At 49.1% G+C, this 16,415-nt stretch carries 12 protein-coding genes; 11 read left to right on the top strand and 1 reads right to left on the bottom strand.

Going from position 1 to position 16,415, the window contains the following annotated elements; all coding sequences use genetic code 11:
• Nucleotides 1–90 precede the first annotated feature (90 nt).
• From sigI to KJS69_RS17880, 11 genes are all read left to right on the top strand, one after another.
• Nucleotides 91–891 (top strand): RNA polymerase sigma factor SigI, encoded by an 801-nt coding sequence (gene sigI / locus KJS69_RS17930; RefSeq protein ID WP_213585165.1) that lies wholly within the window; start codon nt 91–93, stop codon nt 889–891.
• The gene (locus KJS69_RS17925) at nt 888–2,702 is read left to right on the top strand and encodes an anti-sigma factor domain-containing protein (RefSeq protein WP_213585164.1); all 1,815 of its coding nucleotides are present in this window, start codon (nt 888–890) and stop codon (nt 2,700–2,702) included. The genes sigI and KJS69_RS17925 overlap by 4 nt, the downstream gene beginning before the upstream one ends.
• A gap of 236 nt (nt 2,703–2,938) precedes the next feature.
• Entirely contained in the window at nt 2,939–3,958 is a 1,020-nt protein-coding gene (locus KJS69_RS17920; RefSeq protein ID WP_213585163.1) for an aldo/keto reductase, read from the top strand.
• A 9-nt stretch (nt 3,959–3,967) separates the two neighbouring features.
• A complete protein-coding gene (locus KJS69_RS17915) occupies nt 3,968–5,473 on the top strand; it encodes a leucyl aminopeptidase (RefSeq protein WP_213585162.1) in 1,506 nt (501 codons plus the stop codon).
• Nucleotides 5,474–5,542: 69 nt separating this feature from the next.
• A complete protein-coding gene (locus KJS69_RS17910; RefSeq protein WP_213585161.1) occupies nt 5,543–6,463 on the top strand; it encodes a Gfo/Idh/MocA family protein in 921 nt (306 codons plus the stop codon).
• A 369-nt stretch (nt 6,464–6,832) separates the two neighbouring features.
• Nucleotides 6,833–8,434: an ATP-binding protein gene (locus tag KJS69_RS17905; protein ID WP_213585160.1), complete on the top strand. Its 1,602-nt coding sequence runs from the start codon at nt 6,833–6,835 to the stop codon at nt 8,432–8,434.
• Nucleotides 8,435–8,693: 259 nt separating this feature from the next.
• On the top strand, nt 8,694–10,310 hold the full coding sequence (locus tag KJS69_RS17900; RefSeq protein WP_213585159.1) for a hypothetical protein: 1,617 nt from the start codon (nt 8,694–8,696) through the stop codon (nt 10,308–10,310).
• 63 nt (nt 10,311–10,373) lie between these two features.
• Complete coding sequence (locus tag KJS69_RS17895; protein ID WP_213585158.1) at nt 10,374–11,333, top strand: polysaccharide deacetylase family protein; 960 nt, start codon at nt 10,374–10,376, stop codon at nt 11,331–11,333.
• A gap of 160 nt (nt 11,334–11,493) precedes the next feature.
• A complete protein-coding gene (locus KJS69_RS17890; protein ID WP_213585157.1) occupies nt 11,494–12,861 on the top strand; it encodes a VCBS repeat-containing protein in 1,368 nt (455 codons plus the stop codon).
• Nucleotides 12,862–13,009: 148 nt separating this feature from the next.
• The gene (locus KJS69_RS17885; RefSeq protein ID WP_213585156.1) at nt 13,010–13,696 is read left to right on the top strand and encodes a response regulator transcription factor; all 687 of its coding nucleotides are present in this window, start codon (nt 13,010–13,012) and stop codon (nt 13,694–13,696) included.
• Complete coding sequence (locus KJS69_RS17880) at nt 13,693–15,114, top strand: HAMP domain-containing sensor histidine kinase (protein ID WP_213585155.1); 1,422 nt, start codon at nt 13,693–13,695, stop codon at nt 15,112–15,114. Before KJS69_RS17885 ends, KJS69_RS17880 begins: the two co-directional genes overlap by 4 nt.
• Here KJS69_RS17880 and KJS69_RS17875 read toward each other — a convergent pair.
• Complete coding sequence (locus KJS69_RS17875; protein ID WP_213585154.1) at nt 15,109–16,215, bottom strand: SGNH/GDSL hydrolase family protein; 1,107 nt, start codon at nt 16,213–16,215, stop codon at nt 15,109–15,111. The genes KJS69_RS17880 and KJS69_RS17875 overlap by 6 nt on opposite strands.
• Nucleotides 16,216–16,415: the final 200 nt, after the last annotated feature.

Raw genomic sequence — 16,415 nt, 5'->3', positions numbered from 1 at the left:
AAGGGCTAATTTTTTGTAAGCCCCCATCATTTGGATACCCCCCCAAAGGATCACGGGAGTATCGAATCGTTATAGTGTGAGGTGGACTATTTGTTACTGGTACTATTGAAACGGTTTTTAGGTAGAAGTCAGTCTCACCGTTCGAAGGATGCCGTTCCGCCAGAACAAATGGTGGAGCAGATCCAGAAGGGCGATTTGCGGGTAAGAAATCAATTTATTGCCGATTATCAGCCGTTTGTAGCTAAAGTGGCCAGCCGTTTCTGTAAAAAATATATTGATCCGTCCAGAGATGATGAATTTAGCATTGGTCTGGCTGCGTTTAACGAGGCCATTAACCAATATTCGGCGACAGCGGGAAAATCTTTTCTCGGGTTTGCCGAAACCGTCATTCGCCGGAGATTGATTGATTATATTCGTAAGGAACAGCGGTTTTCCCAACATATTCCCTACAGCGTATTTGAAGTGGAGGATGATGAGGATAACATTATTAATCCTGTCGAAATCCGCCAGGCGCTGGAAGAGTACGACAAGGAGCAGGATGCAGAGGAAAGGGGAAATGAAATTCAGGAATTGAACGGAAGTCTGGGCAAATTTGATATCTGTTTCTCCGATTTGGTGAAAATCTCGCCAAAGCATATTGATTCCCGGCAAACTTTACATCATATCGGCAGGCTGCTTTCAGAGGATTCTGAGCTGATGAGTCAATTGCTGCAGAAGCGGATGCTGCCGATCAAAGAACTGCTGGATAAAGTAAAAATATCAAGAAAAACACTTGAGCGAAATCGCAAATACATTATTGCGATTGCCCTTATTTTTCATGGGCCCTATCCTCATTTAAAACAATATTTGCAGCCGGATAATCGCACGATGGAAAGGGGTGAAGAGGAATGAACAGAGGAATTGTTGTAGAAATTATGCAGGGATCCGTTATCGTCATGACCCCCGAAGGCGCATTTCAAAAAATAGAGCGTAAAATAAATGACTGCCATATAGGAGAAGAAATTTGGTTCTCCTCTCCCCGGCGCCGCTCGGTGGGCTCTTCTGTAGCCATTTTCTCTTCAATGGCGGCCGTTATTGCTTTTATACTTGTTTTTGTAACCTTATTTGCAGGAGGAGCAGGGGCCAAGGAAATTGTTGCTTATGTTTCGATCGATATTAATCCAAGCATAGAGTTAGGAATCGACAGTGCTGAAAAAGTTCGTTCGTTGGTCGGCCTGAATTCCGATGGTAATAAGCTGTTGGAGGGGATCCGTTATTCCGGCAGGTCGTTGAGTGAGGTTACCGAGGCGCTTCTCTGGAACGCCGAACAGAATGTTCTAAGCCAGGGATCGGCGGATATTATTGTAGCTAGTACTGTCATTGCAAACGCGGGCAAACTTCAGGATGATACGTTAAGCAGTCAAGTGAAAGAGATTATTATGAAGCATGTGAGTGAGAACCATCCGGATCAGGCGGAAGATTATATCGTTGCTGCATTTTCCACACCTGAAGAAGTTCGTGAAGCGGCTACGGAGGAAGGAATCTCATCAGGCAAATATGCTATCTATTTGAATGCCAAAAACAACGGGTATTCCATCAGTATCAATGACATCAAGCAAACATCTATTCATGCTATGGCACAGGAAGCAGGAGGCTTGAACGAGCTTATCGGTTCCAATTCCGTGACAAGGGACAGCATTAATGAATTGTGGCAAGAGGAGAAGAGCGGAGGGCTCGACAAAAAGCTGCAGCATTTGAAGAACGACAACGCCAATCCTTCTGAACAAACGATCCTGCTAGAGAACGGTAAAGATAAAGATAAAGATAAGGAGAAGGAGAAGGACAAGGGCAACGATAAAGAGAAAGAAAAGAATAAGAACAAAGGCAAGGACAAAGATAGAGAGAAGGATAAGGACAAAGGCAAGGGCAAGGGTAACGATATAGAGAAGGATAAGGACAAAGGCAAGGGCAAGGAGAACGATAAGGAGAAAGACAAGGACAAAGGCAAGGGTAACGATATAGAGAAGGATAAGGACAAAGGCAAGGGCAAGGGTAACGATATAGAGAAGGATAAGGACAAAGGCAAGGGCAAGGGTAACGATAAAGAGAAAGACAAGGACAAGGGCAAGGAGAACGATAAGGAGAAAGACAAGGACAAAGGCAAGGGTAACGATAAGGAGAAAGACAAGGACAAAGGCAAGGGTAACGATAAAGAGAAAGACAAGGACAAAGACAAGGATAACGATAAAGAGAAAGACAAGGACAAAGACAAGGATAACGATAAAGAGAAAGACAAGGACAAAGACAAGGATAACGATAAAGAGAAGGATAAGAATCAGGATAAAGACAAGCGTAACGATAAAAATAACCCCATCCAAAACTTCCCGGAGGTTAGTTCCAACCCTTCCTCCCCTCAACTTCCGGCTAATGGCCATGATAAAATGCCATGGAATTCTAAAGGTGATCCCATCGGTGGCCAAGATCATACTCCAAAAGAGGATCTATCGGAACGAGACGACAGCCATAGGCAAAAACCTCCTTACAGCTCTAATGAGAAACGGGACAATGACAATGAGACTAACAAGAGCAGTGGGAAGGATAGTCCAGGAAGTACGAACGGTGCAGAAAACAGGCGGGACAAAGAGTGGAGAGAAAGTTCGAAAGCGGATTTCATAAGGGGCATTTATCTCCCTGAAATGGCCGACCAATCGACTAAATCATAGAAAAAGAAGGAGTGATAGACCCTGGGAGGGTCTTTTTTTACATAGAATTTATAAGTTCCGTGGCTCCCCGCAAAGTAATGGTCCGGTCTGTGGTGTTATTTTGTGCTCACATGGCTCCAATAGAATAATCATATGATAAAATAGTAGCAGACTTGTTTGTTTAGTTACTTAGTTGTAATCATGAGAATGAATGCCTGGGAATCGATACGGCAATAATGGGGGAGGAGAACAAAGCCATGCGCTACAGCCTTTTTGGAAAAACGGGATATAAAGTATCTTCGTTAGGATTCGGTGCGATGAATTTGCCGGGAGTTCCCTTTGAGCAAGCGGATAAAGCTCTTAACTATGCGCTGGATCACGGGATCAATTATATAGACACTGCTGCGGCTTATCGAAATAGTGAAGAAATAATCGGCAAATCGATAGCCCATCGGCGGCAGGAGTACTTTCTGGCGACCAAAACCAATAAGAGAGATTATGATTCAGCCCGACAAGAAATTGAAGAGAGTCTAAATAAGCTGCAAACGAATACGATTGATTTGCTGCAAATTCATTATGTCAATTATGAGCATGAGTTTGAGAAGGCGATGTCGGAAGACGGGGCCTATCGCGCGGCCGTGGAGGCGCGAGAAGCAGGAAAAATCCGCTTTATTGGACTGACGGGGCATCGGCCCGATTTATTGACCCAATGGATTGAGTCCGGTTGCTTCGATCAGGTGTTGTTCCATCTTAATCTGGCTCAGCCCTTTGCGCTGGAGCAGCTGATTCCGACGATGACCCGGCTGCAGATGGGCAAAGTAGCGATGAAGCCATTGTCCGGAGGTTTTATTCAACCGGTTGAGAAAGCGATTCGCTATCCTTACAGCCAGGATGTCCATGTGACGATCTCGGGAATGGTCAGCGTAGAAGAGGTGCGTCAAAACATCCAGGCTCAGGAGAAAGAAGTGAGCGAAGCGGAGAGACAGCAATTGGAGTCGTTGGCCGCCGAATTGGGAGAGCATAACTGCAGACGCTGCAACTATTGCTCTTGTCCAATCGGCATTCCGATTCCGGATGTAATGATCTCCAGCCGGATTCGCAACAAATTCGGTCTTCTTCCTAAGGGAGACGGTTTTTATGAGAAGCACAAAGAAAAGCTGTTCTCTTGTGCCGATTATGAGCCCTGCCGGGAGCAGCCGCTGTGTGAGCAAAAATGCCCGTATCATCTTCCTATGCAATCTGTAATTCAACAATCGGTTTCCTATTTTTCCAGTTGAGGTGATGAGATGAATGGATGGAATGATGATTCCAACTCCTTATTTTCGTGGTCCTTATCGTCTGAGGCTGTTTCAGTTGGCGGGGACGAGGCGCTTGTCTGCTTCATGCGTCAGAAGGAAGGTCCTCCTTCGCAGCTGCCGCAAGAGCTGGCCGATATTATCCGGTCCTTGCAGGATAACCAAGTATTTACCGCGGGTGTTGGAGAAGTGGAACTGCTGCCTTCTCTAGGACGAAGTCCGTATTCTTATATTATTGTCGCGGGCTTGGGCCCTGACGGCTCTATTCAAGATTGGCGCGAAGCAGCAGGAGCGGCGGCAGAGAAGGCGCTTGGGCGGGGAATAAGCAGACTGACCGCTTCTGTCGACTCAGATAAAGCGGGGGACGAGCGGCTAGCCTTAATCAGGGCGCTTACCGAGGGCTTCGTCTTAGGAAGTTACACCAGGAAGAGCTATAAGAAGCAGGCTTCCGCCCGGACCCGTTTGGAGCATGTCCGATACCTCTTGGCAGGTGACTTGAGTGAAGAAAGTCTCCGTGAGGTGGTTCGGACGGCTTATGTGTACGCTGCGGCCACTAACTATGCCCGGGATTTAACCAATCTCCCAGGCAATGAGCTAGTGCCGGAGACTATGGCATCCGAAGCCATGCGGTTAGCTGCGGAATATGGGCTGGAATGCATCGTCCATGACGAGCGGGAACTGCTCGAGCTGGGTATGCACGCACTCTATAATGTCGGCAAAGGGAGCCTTTACCCGCCGCGGATGATTGTATTGAAATACCAGGGGCTCCCGGAGTGGAATAATTCGCTCGGACTGGTTGGCAAAGGGATTACTTTCGACACCGGCGGCATTTCTCTGAAAAAAGCGGAAGGCATGGAGGAAATGATCAGCGATATGGGCGGTGCGGCAGTGCTGCTTGGAGTTATGAAGGCGATCGGAGAATTGAAGCCGCAGGTTAATCTGCTGGCTGTCATCCCGTCCGCTGAGAACATGCCCTCGGGCGGTGCGCTTAAGCCGGGAGATATTATACCGACATTGAGCGGAAAGACGATCGAGGTTATTAATACCGATGCAGAGGGAAGGATAGTGCTGGCTGATGGCGTCACCTATGCCAAACAGCTGGGAGCCGAACGGATTATCGACGTGGCGACGTTAACCGGGGCTGTTCTCGTCAGCCTGGGAGATGTGGCTACCGGGGCGGTAACCAATGACGACGCCTTCCTTAAGGAGCTGCTGCAAGCTGCAGAGCGCAGCGGAGAGAAGCTGTGGCCGCTGCCGGCTTATCCAGAGTTCAGGGAGATGCTGGAGAGCACCGTCGCTGACATTAAGAATGCTGCGTCTAATCGATGGGCGGGGGCAAGCACCGGCGGCTTGTTTATCGGAGAATTCGCGGAGAAGACACCGTGGATTCATTTGGATACGGGAGGAACGGCCTGGCTGGAGAAGAAGCGGGGGCTGGATCCTCAGGGAGGCACCGGAGCTATGGTCCGTACCCTTTTGCATTACATTCTGCATTAAGGCGGGGCAGCAGCTAGCAATCCGAGCCGAATCGCGCCACTTACATACTCTAAAGAGGGGAAGACAGCTATGAAAACACGCGTAGGGATTATCGGGCTCGGAAATATAGCGGAAAAAGCTTATTTGCCCATCCTTACCGGACACAGCCGGACGGAGATTGTCGGAATTGTATCGAACAGGCAGGAAACGGTCGAGAGAGTAGGCGGTCAGTACCGGATCCAGCATCGCTTCACCCGCTTGAAGGATCTGTGGAAGCGAGCGCCGGAAGCGGTGTTCATCCATAGTCCGACGGACACCCATTATGAAATCGTGACAGAGTGCTTGCGCGAAGGCATTCACGTCTATGTGGATAAGCCGCTGTCGAATAATATTAAAGAGTCCGTTGCCATGGTCGAGACGGCCGAACGATACGGCAAGCTGTTATGCGTCGGCTTTAACCGAAGATTCGCTCCTATGTATGTCCAGGCTAAGGAGTGGATGGAGGAAGCGGGGGGCTTTGACCAATGTCTGGCTCAGAAGCATAGAACCTCGAGACAACGCTCCGGCGCCAAGCTGACTCTGTATGATGATCTGATCCATATCATCGACCTTCTGCTTTGGTTGGGCTGCGGTACCCATGGAATAAGCGGGTATTTTCAAAAAGACGACGAAGAAGGCAGACTGGTGCATGCATCGGGTAGCCTGTCCTGGGGAAGTCAATCCGGTTTCTTTAGTATGAATCGGCAGGCGGGAAGTGATCTGGAGAGGCTCGAGCTGTACGGTAGCGGCCGTTCGGTGAGCGTCGTCAATATGGAAGAGGCCATCTTTACCTGCAGCACTTCAGGGGAACGGGCTGCCCGGTTCGGGAGCTGGGATTCGGTGCTGCAGCGCAGAGGATTTACCGGAGTGGTGGAGCATTTTTTGAATAGCTTGCCAGACCCTGAGCACTGTCAAATTCGTGGCGATCAAGTTCTTCCTTCCCATTTTCTGATAGAAAAGCTATCCGGATAAAGAATCGAGACTTAAGCAAAATTGAATGCGGACCGAGGGCAACGGCAGTTCTAAGTTGAGGACCCGTTCCAAATGGAATCTGATTATAACTCTCACAGAGCGCTGGCTCGTGAGGGTTTTTCCATTAATTAGGCCATCTTACTTGCTGGAGCTGCAGTTTCTAGTAATATTTTCAAAAAGAAGTTCATTCTAATGCTAAAGTACTATATAATAAGGTTGAAAAATGACAAAATTCAACTAATGTTTATGAATATTTCCAACCTATTTGGCTGTTGTCTAAACGAATCGCCTCTGTCCCATCATTTGGGCGGCAGGATAACGGGTCGTAATCCCTCGGGTACAGGTCGGAAAAATACGAGGATGATAGATGTGGGAAATAAACAATCCGTGCCTCACCTATTTAAAGTGAGCAGCTCTGTCGTGAGTATTGGTTTGTGGCTTATCCTTGCGTTCCTATTCTATATGACGCCTTTGATCCCGGTTTTCGGGCTCAAGGCAAATCAGATTGCTCCTGTTGTTCTCTACGGGGCAAGCGCTTTAATTTTGCTGCATGCCACTTCCCTGGCAGTGAGGAAGAAGACGAGGCTCTACCCTCTGCTGAGCAAGCTTGCGACTGTATGGGGATACGGACAGATTTTATGGTTAATCGCAGCGACAGGAGTGGGCGAGAGTCCCTTTATCGTCCTCCTCTTTGTCATCGCACTGCATGCGGTCATATATTGGGGAATACGGATAGCGACGTTCATTACAGGTGTGCTGGTAGGGTCATATGGATTGCGGCTGGTCATTGGCGATTTTGACTCCTATGAGGTTTGGCTGTACGTTATTCATTCCATTGTATTAATGGGGATAACAGGGCTTGCGGGGTATTGGGTTACCCGGGAAGCGAGGAACGCCAGGAAGAGGCAAGAGGAGAATTTTTATGCGGATCAATTGTATAACGAGCTGCTGGAGTGGTCGCCCGCTCCCATTGTAGTTCATTCCAAAGGGACAATGCTTTATATTAACAAGGCAGCCACGGAACTGCTTGGGGCTTCCAGCCCTTCCGAGCTTTCAGGACGGTCGATTTATGAGTTTGTAGACTCGCAGGATCACAGCAAGATAAGCTCAGGATTGGAGCAAGCCGGGACGTCTCTGGAACCATTGAGCTCCGACGAAGTACGTGTGGTGAGGACAGACGGTCGGGCCGTGCGATTGGAATTCGTATCGAGCTACATTCATCACTTCATGGGCCATGCGGTTATTCAGAGCGTACTTAGGGATACATCAGAGCAGAGGAGAAAAGAAGAGCTGATCCGCCGTTCGGAGAAGCTGTCGGTTGTCGGGCAGCTTGCGGCAGGTGTGGCTCACGAAATTCGCAATCCTCTGACCTCCCTTATGGGTTTTACCCAGTTGCTCAAATCCAGGAACGAGGATAATCATAAATTTTACGACATCATGCTGTCAGAATTACATAGAATTAACAGCATAGTTAATGAATTCATGGTATTATCCAAGCCGCAAAACGTTAATTTTCGGTACACGTCCCTGATTTCGATCTTGAAAAGTGTCATTTCCTTGATCAATACCCAGGCGATAATGAACAATATCCAGATTATTACTAAGCTCGATCCCGATTTACCGCGATTAAGATGCGACGAGAACCAACTAAAGCAACTGTTTATTAACTTGTTAAAAAATGCGCTGGAGGCTATGCCGGACGGGGGAATTGTCAAAATATCCGCTCAATTGAAAGCGCCCGATAAATTGGTGGTCTCCGTTATGGATCAAGGAATCGGCATCCCGCAGCAGTTTATGTCGCGGATCGGAGAGCCTTTTTTTACGACCAAGGATAATGGAACGGGATTGGGTCTGATGACATGCTGGCGAATTGTAGAAAGCCATCGCGGGCAATTAAACATCAAAAGCAAGGAGACCAGTGGGACTACCGTTGAGGTGTGTCTTCCACTCCATGCCAATGAGCATCTCTAATTGCACAACTCTGCTTGGAGAGCTTCTCTCGAGCAATGGGAGCTGTACCTCCATTGCCTCAGGAGGGGCTTTTTTTACATAGTGGAATTTATAAGTTCCGGGGCTCCCCGCAAAGGAATTGGAATACGCTTCGAAGGCATACGTCACTATGTGGGGTTGTTTTTTGTATTTATTTGTAATGATTCCGTAACTACTTTCGACTCTATTCGCCTTACTATAAAACTATCGAACGAAGAAAACGGATGGAGAGAATGTATTTATGAAAGGATTTCTCAGGTATGCCTCCGTTGCCATCATAAGCGGCGCTATTACGGCTGGAGCGATGATGCTGTGGTTCCCCGAGAGCACTTCTCCGGAACCCGACCGCCCTGTCGAAATTGCTCGAGCTCTGCCGGAAGAAGATGAAGGCCAGGAACAACGGATTCTGTTGGCCTTTATGGAAAAGGACGTTACGGGAAACGGACACTCCAATTTCATCTCGTTAACGGGGGTTAAGAGGCATCCAGCGGATCTGGCGGTATCGGACGTGCAGGTCATCGTTCAGGATTTGCAAGATAACCGCTATATCCAGGTACCTATCGGAACGTCCCTCGAAGGATACAATCCACAGATGGAGTGGGTCGATTTTGATCAGGATGGCATCCCCGATCTGTTCATTACGATAGATAGTGATCCGAACGGAGAAACGCAATATTACAGTATGCTGACGTTTAAGGACGGGCAGGCGGCCAAGCTGGTGCAGCCGGAGCAATTAAATGCCGGGCTCGATTATCAAGTTGACTTTCAAGAGGGGTTCAAGGCAGAATTGACGCGCATTCCCGCTGGAGAGACGGTAACGATCGATATCGAAGCCCGCAAATCAGAGCATATCAAGCAGGGGATTTATGATGATAACGGCAAATTACTGAAGTCTATGAAGGGTGAGGTAGAAGGCTACTCGGCTTTGAAGCCCATCCAACGGCCAGATGGCACCTATTTATTAGAAGGCCGCCAATTTGTATATGGATATACTTCAAGCGATAGGCTGGCTACGATTACTTCGCACTGGGCTGTTCAGAGCGGGTTGTTTCGGTTAACGGAGCTCGATGTGAAGCCTTACGATTGGGATAATGAGCAGTCGCCTCAGTTTGCGATTAATGACAAATTTGAAGAATGGCTTCCTAACGAGTCGGAGCTCGTATCCGGAGTAATTCTGGATACAAGGTACGCGGATGTTAACGGTGACGGCAACCGGGATCATATTTTGCTCGTTGGCAAAAAAGATGCCATGAATGAGGCCTACTCATCGATTAAATTGATGATATTGTCCGGTTCGACCGGAGAATGGAGCTCTACATCGGTTGGAGAAGTCGACGCAGGCTATAATCCGTCGTTATGGATTGGCCATTTCAACGACGATGGAGTCAAGGATATTCTTGTTTCTATAGGAAATTCCCGTTCGGGAAAGCGAGGAGGAGCGACCTACAGCTTGCTCACTTTTGCCGGTGGAGAAATGCGCCCCCTTGTAGATCAGAAGCAGCTTAATGAAGGATTACGGCTGGATGTTAAATTTGTTAATGGCTACAAAGCTGAAATTACGAACAAGGATTCTTCCAGGAAAGAAACCCTGGACGTCTACCCTTCTAAAGAGCGCTACGTGCGGGCGCTTGTTTACGATCCACAAGGAAAGCTGATGCAGCCAACGGAAGGAAAGGTCGGTGAATTCATTTCTTTAGTCCCAGTGGATACCCAGGGGGATGGGATCTATCAACTTAAGGGCACGCAAATTGTAGCGGGAGCCATACATACAGAAGATTTGGCAACCGTTGAATCGATTTGGTCGGTACGCAATGGAAGAATGGAATTAGTGAAGGAGACATTCACAGAGCGTAAGTAATCAGGCCTCATAAGTACCCGTTGAAGCTTATAAAATTGAATGGATAGTGGGAGTAGGGGAATCATGAAAAGAAGAAAAATCAACTGGCGTCGTTTCAGTTTGTTTGTGTTATTTATTCTCGTTATTTTTATAGGGTATAATAGAGTTGAGGCTTTGATAACCGCAGGCGGGGATAAAGCAACTGCGGGAAGTCCGGTTGCCGGATGGGAGGAGCCTGAAGGAAGCGTGCGGCCGACGGATCATTCGTCGCCATCACCTGCACCAGAGCCGGAGCCGTCTCCTTCGGCTGAGCCGATCCCCTCATCGACTCCGACAGCGGAGCCGTCCGTAGAGCCGCTGCCATCTGCCACACCGGTTCCGACTCCTACACCGTCAGTGGAGCCTTCTGAAGCAGAGAATCGTCCATCCCCTGCTCCGCAGGACAACGGGGCTGACGATCCTGCAGACAATAAAAGAGTCGCTCTCACCTTCGATGATGGTCCGGATTTAAAATGGACTCCTCAAATATTGGATATTTTGAAAGAACGAAACGTTAAAGCGACGTTCTTTCTTGTAGGGCTTCAGGCGGAGAAGCATCCGGAGATGATTCAGCAAATTCTGGACGAAGGCCATGTCATTGGCAATCATACCTGGGGCCATAAGAAGCTCCCGGAGCTAAATGATGAGCAAATCCGCGAGGAGATTGAGCAATTGAATCAGGTTCTGGAGTCGTCCGTTGGAGAGGGGGCAACGTTGTTCCGAGCCCCCTATGGTGCAGTCTCCGATAAGGTTCAAGCCATTGTCGACGAAAAAGGCTATCAAGTAGTCGGCTGGACGGTCGATCCCCGGGATTGGGCGGGAACCACTCCGGAGGGGATGATGAAGATTGTAGAGCGTCAGTTGAAGCCTGATGGAATTGTGCTGCTGCACAGCTTTGGAGGCAAAGCTGGAGATTTAAGCAATACGGTGGAGTTTCTTCCCCAATTGATCGATTATTTGCAGGAAGAAGGGTACTCCCTGGTTACCATCCCCGAATTGTCTTAACCTGTTCATATACCTGGCCGCTTTTTCCAACTTGGGGCGGCCGGGTGTTTTGATTTACCGGACCTTGATCGGATAGCATAAATATGCTTCCCCGAAGCTGGCTATTGTTTGGACAACACGGATCTAAGCGTTCGAAAGGCGGATTGTAAGGAGGGTGTCAATGTACAACAAATGGATATTCAGCGCCGCAATCCTCTGCTGCTTTGGTTTATTGACCGGCTGCAGCTTTGCCGTACCGCCTGTTGATTTATTGAGGGCTCCGTCCGTGACGGCAGACCTGCAGGAGATGAGACTGGCCGTTCTTGAGCAGCTCCCCGCCGGGGCTAAGCTGACGCTACCGGCACATTTTCCTAAAGGAACGGCGGCCATCAGCGAGGTTGATCTGGATGGGGATGGCTTGAATGAAGCGATCGCCTTTTATAAAAAAGAGATGAATCAGTTTGAGCTTGGGGCCGTTATCCTGAGCAAAAAGAGCGGAACCTGGGAGAAAATTGCCGAAATTCAGGAGTTGGGCAGTGCGGTCCATTATTTGGATTTCCAGGATGTTACGGGTAACGGAGTTCAGGATATGCTGGTTGGCTGGAGCGGCGGAGAAGAAGTGAAGAAGGAGTTAACCGTCTACAGCTTCCCTGACGGCAAGATAAGAGAAATCGGACGCAACTCGTACAGCGAGTTAGTAGTCGGCGATTTGAATAACGATCAGGTATCTGAAGTTGTGCTGATTCAACTTGATCGCAACGAGTCTATTGCCAAAGCGGAGCTGTATCACTATTTGGAAGGGAAGCTCCGTCCGGCTGACCGGATCGCGTTGGACGGAACCATTAACGGGTATACGCAGATTTTGCTTGGGAACGCTACGGAATCCCGTAAAGGCGTATTTATTGATGCCGGAGTAGGAGCGCATTCCTCCACCACCACTCTGCTGGTCATGGAAGAGGGACGCCTGCGCGATGTGTTCGGCGGGGCCAAGGCGAAGGATGGCGGAGGGATCTATAACCCTTATACCGTAATGAGCGAGGATATCAATCAAGATGGAATTATTGAGATTGACTTGATGAGACAGCCGCCGGGTACAGAAGAGCTGCCGATGGTAGCCGTCCCCTGGATTCATTCCTGGCATCAATGGGATGGATTGGACGGGTTAAAGCGGGTTCACGACAACTTTTACGATTTTTCTGCGGGATTCCGCTTTGATTTTCCCGACGGCTGGCATGACCGGATTACGATTACGAAAGAAGAGGATGCTTCTTCCGGATCGTTCCTTTTCGAATATGTCGGTGAAGATAGGAAATACAAGCAAGAGCTGTTGACGCTCGCTTACTTTCCCCGGGATGACAAGCAAGAGAAGGAGCGGGACAGGAAGGATAAGCAGTCGGAGATCGTTCCCCTTGGAGAGCGAAATGAGAAAACATTCATTGCCCTTCTTCCTACAGAACATCCGAAGCTGCCTGAACAAGCGGCCAAGGAATATGAAAAATTGCGAATAGACCCTCAGCAAATTCGAGATCTATTTCATTTTGTTCACTAGCAGAAGCTATTTATCATTGGAACTCCATAAGTTCAATCATGACGCCTATAAGGAGAAAGGCGATTGGAAGTCCAGAGTTGGCTTGCCGCAATAAATAATCAGGGTCTGCATGATGACCATAAGTTACAGTATAGAAAGGACGGTTGGGATGAAGGTACTGATCTTGGAAGACGAAGAATCTATCCGTGGGTTTGTCCGAATTAATTTAGGCCGCAGCGGCATTGAGGTCATTGAAGCGGAGACCGGAGAAGAGGCTCTTGCTAAGTTGGAACAGGAACCGGTCGAAATCGCCATCCTGGACGTGATGCTTCCCACTATTAGCGGCTTCGAGGTTTGCGAGCAAATCCGGAAGCTCTATCCTGACATGGGGATTATTATGCTGACGGCGAAGACGCAGGATACGGATAAAGTGACGGGGCTGCAGTTGGGCGCGGATGATTATGTAGTTAAACCGTTCAGCCCGACGGAGCTGGTCGCCCGGGTCCAGGCCTTGCATCGCAGATTGAATTCTTCCCAGTCGGCAAGAAATCTGGTGGAATCCGGTCCTTTCTCCATCTCTCTGGACGAACGAAAATTGTATAAGAATGGGGATGAAATTGACGTAACTCCGACCGAATTTTCTATAATGAAATTATTTATGGAGAGACCTAACAAAAGTATAAGCCGGGATGAGATTCTCGATTCCGTCTGGGGAAAGCATTATATCGGTGATCTCAAAACGGTGGATGTAAATATTCGCAGAATTCGTCAAAAAATTGAAAAAGATCCGTCACGTCCCCACTATATTGAGACGGTCTGGGGATACGGATACATGTGGAAGGGACATCCGAATTGAAGACGATCAGAGGCAGAATGATGATTGGGTACGGCATCGTTATTCTGGGTGTGGTTCTGTTATTGGGAGTGCTGTTTGTCGGTACGGTCAGACAGTACTACTACGGGAGCGCAACCCAGGCTCTCAATGAGAGGGCTGCGGTATCCGCCAGATTTTACGGTCAATATTTGGACGATTTTTCGCTTGGGGAACAGTCCAGATATATTTTCGAAAATGAAACGGATGACTTTACTCGGGTGGAAGTGATTGATTTATACGGAAATCTGGTTATCGATTCCTATGGTTTCCCTCCGGGCAAAAAAATGCCGACGCCCGATATCAATGCGGCCTTGAAAGGCTCTACAGGGACCTGGATGGGCATCGAGCCGGAGACGAAGGAGCGGATACTGGCGCTCTCTCAGCCATTGATGCAAGACTCTCGAATGATAGGGATTCTCCGTTATACGACGTCGATCAAAAAAATAGATGAGGTTCTTAATAAAATTACTGGCGTGGCTGTTGGAGTGGGAGCTGCTGTCATTTTCCTCTCTCTATTCGTCAGCTGGCTGCTGGCCCGGAGAATTGTCAGTCCGATTGGGGAACTGACAACGGTGGCCAAGCACATGGCAGGGGGAGACTTCTCGACCAAAGCTGAAAAGAGGTATGACGATGAAGTCGGCCACTTGGCCGAAACCTTGAATTATATGGCGGATGAAATCGTGCGCAATGAAAAGCTGAAGAACGAATTTATATCTTCGGTTTCGCATGAATTACGCACTCCGTTAACATCGATCAAAGGCTGGAGCGAGACGCTCATTTCCGGAGGCTTGGAGGAGAAGGAGGAGACGACGCTCGGGCTCGGAGTGATTTCCAAAGAGACCGACCGATTGATAGGCCTGGTGGAGGATTTGCTCGATTTCTCCAAGCTCCAATCGGGAGGAATCGGCATTCGTTGCGAGTTAGTCGATGTGAATCGGTTGATGGAGGAAATCGGGGAGCAGTTCATCGCCAGTGGAAATCGCCACAAGCTAAAGATCGAGGTCCAATTAGGCGAAGGTCCGCTCGAATTGGCGGCAGACCGCAACCGGCTTAAGCAAGTGATGGTCAATTTGCTGGACAATGCTATTAAGTTCACTCCGGAAGGAGGAACGATCCGGCTGTCGACGGCCAGGGAAGCGGATGAGGTTCGAATCCAGATCGCGGATACCGGAGAAGGCATCCAGGCGGAAAATATTAAGCGGGTTACGGAGAAGTTTTTCAAGGGAACGACCCGTTATCCGGGAAGCGGGCTGGGATTGTCCATTTGCAAAGAGATCGTCCAGCTGCACCGGGGAAGAATGGGCATAAGCAGCGTATGGGGGGAAGGAACGGTGGTTACGATCTGGCTCCCTATTGGCAAAATAGAAGGAAAGCCCAATCGGGCTGGGGCAGAGCTATAATAGCTCTGCCAGCAGCTGGCGAATAAAGGGGGTCAACCCGTCCGCCATAAGCAGGAAACCTAAATCGGTAGGATGGGTTCCATCCACCGTACATTCGTCGTAACGGTCGCCGAGTAGAGTGGAGCCGTCATAGAAGTGAATGTTATGGTCTCCTTGCGCTCGCAATCTTTCTACGGTTTCCTTTTGGGTTTGTAGATTGATGAGACGATTTTGCAGAAGAGAGGGATTCAACCGTTCACGAGAGAAACGGATTTTGCTCAGGACTACAATGGGCACTTCGGGATGGCTCGCGCGCAAAATGCGGATAAACTCGGGCAGCGTCTCGCGAAGTTTGTCTGGACTGACACAGTTGGCTTCATAATCTAACACATAGCAGCCTGGATTCTCGATTTCGCACAGAATCCGGGCTAATTCGGGTTCTCCCCGTCCATTGCCGGAGAAACCGAGATTGATGAACTCCAACGGAATGGAGCGGCTCATAATATTCGGGTAGGCCATTCCCGGGCGGGAAGCACAGCCTCCTTGAGTAATGGACGTTCCGTAAATAATAACTTTCTTGTCGCTTGCATAAGGGACGGGTGCCTGGAGGACCGCGTCCGTCTCCAGCCCAAGCTCTACGGATTCCACCCCTTGGTACAGGGGGAAGTACAGGGTGATGCTGCGCATCCTCTTATCGTCTACGTCGAACAGATTGACCTCGTAGTCGGTCCGGGTATGATCGTATACTGTTGTACAGCCGTAGCGATTGTCCCCGTCGATCTCCACATAGCAGTCAAATCCGCATTGACCGGTCGAGGGCATGTGGGACATATTGGCCGGTCCGGACAACTGAACCCGGATCGCCAGCTTCCTCGAGTCGGTCTGGAACCGGATTTGACCGCCGGCCGTACAATTAGCGAGAGAATCTACTGCGGGCGGAATGGGCCAGTTGGGGGCAGCGGGCAGCCTCCGATAGCGGCCGTCCTGATTAAGCCAGGGAAAACCGCTGATCCGGAACGGCTCGTTCCGCGGAGACAGCCACTGCATCCCGGATTGGACTTCCGTGTCCGGCTTCATCCAGCGATCCAGCTTGTTGACATCTACTTTGTTAGATTTGCTCATTACGGTTGGTGACCTCCTGCGCCATGATACATTCAAGAAAGTGCCCCGCACTTATGGATCTTGATAAGAAATGGCGGGAATGGACATGCACTTTCGCACTCTTCTCGGATATTAACCAGATTTTCGAATGAACATGTACTCTCTTACATTTATTCCCCTTCACTGGGGACATAATATTCCACCTTGTTCCAGGAGTTTGA

Origin of the sequence: Paenibacillus sp. J2TS4, assembly GCF_018403245.1 — a bacterium.
Taxonomy (GTDB): Bacteria; Bacillota; Bacilli; order Paenibacillales; family NBRC-103111; genus Paenibacillus_L.
Note: the sequence above shows the minus strand (reverse complement) of the source record. Positions and strands in the feature narration are given on the sequence as shown.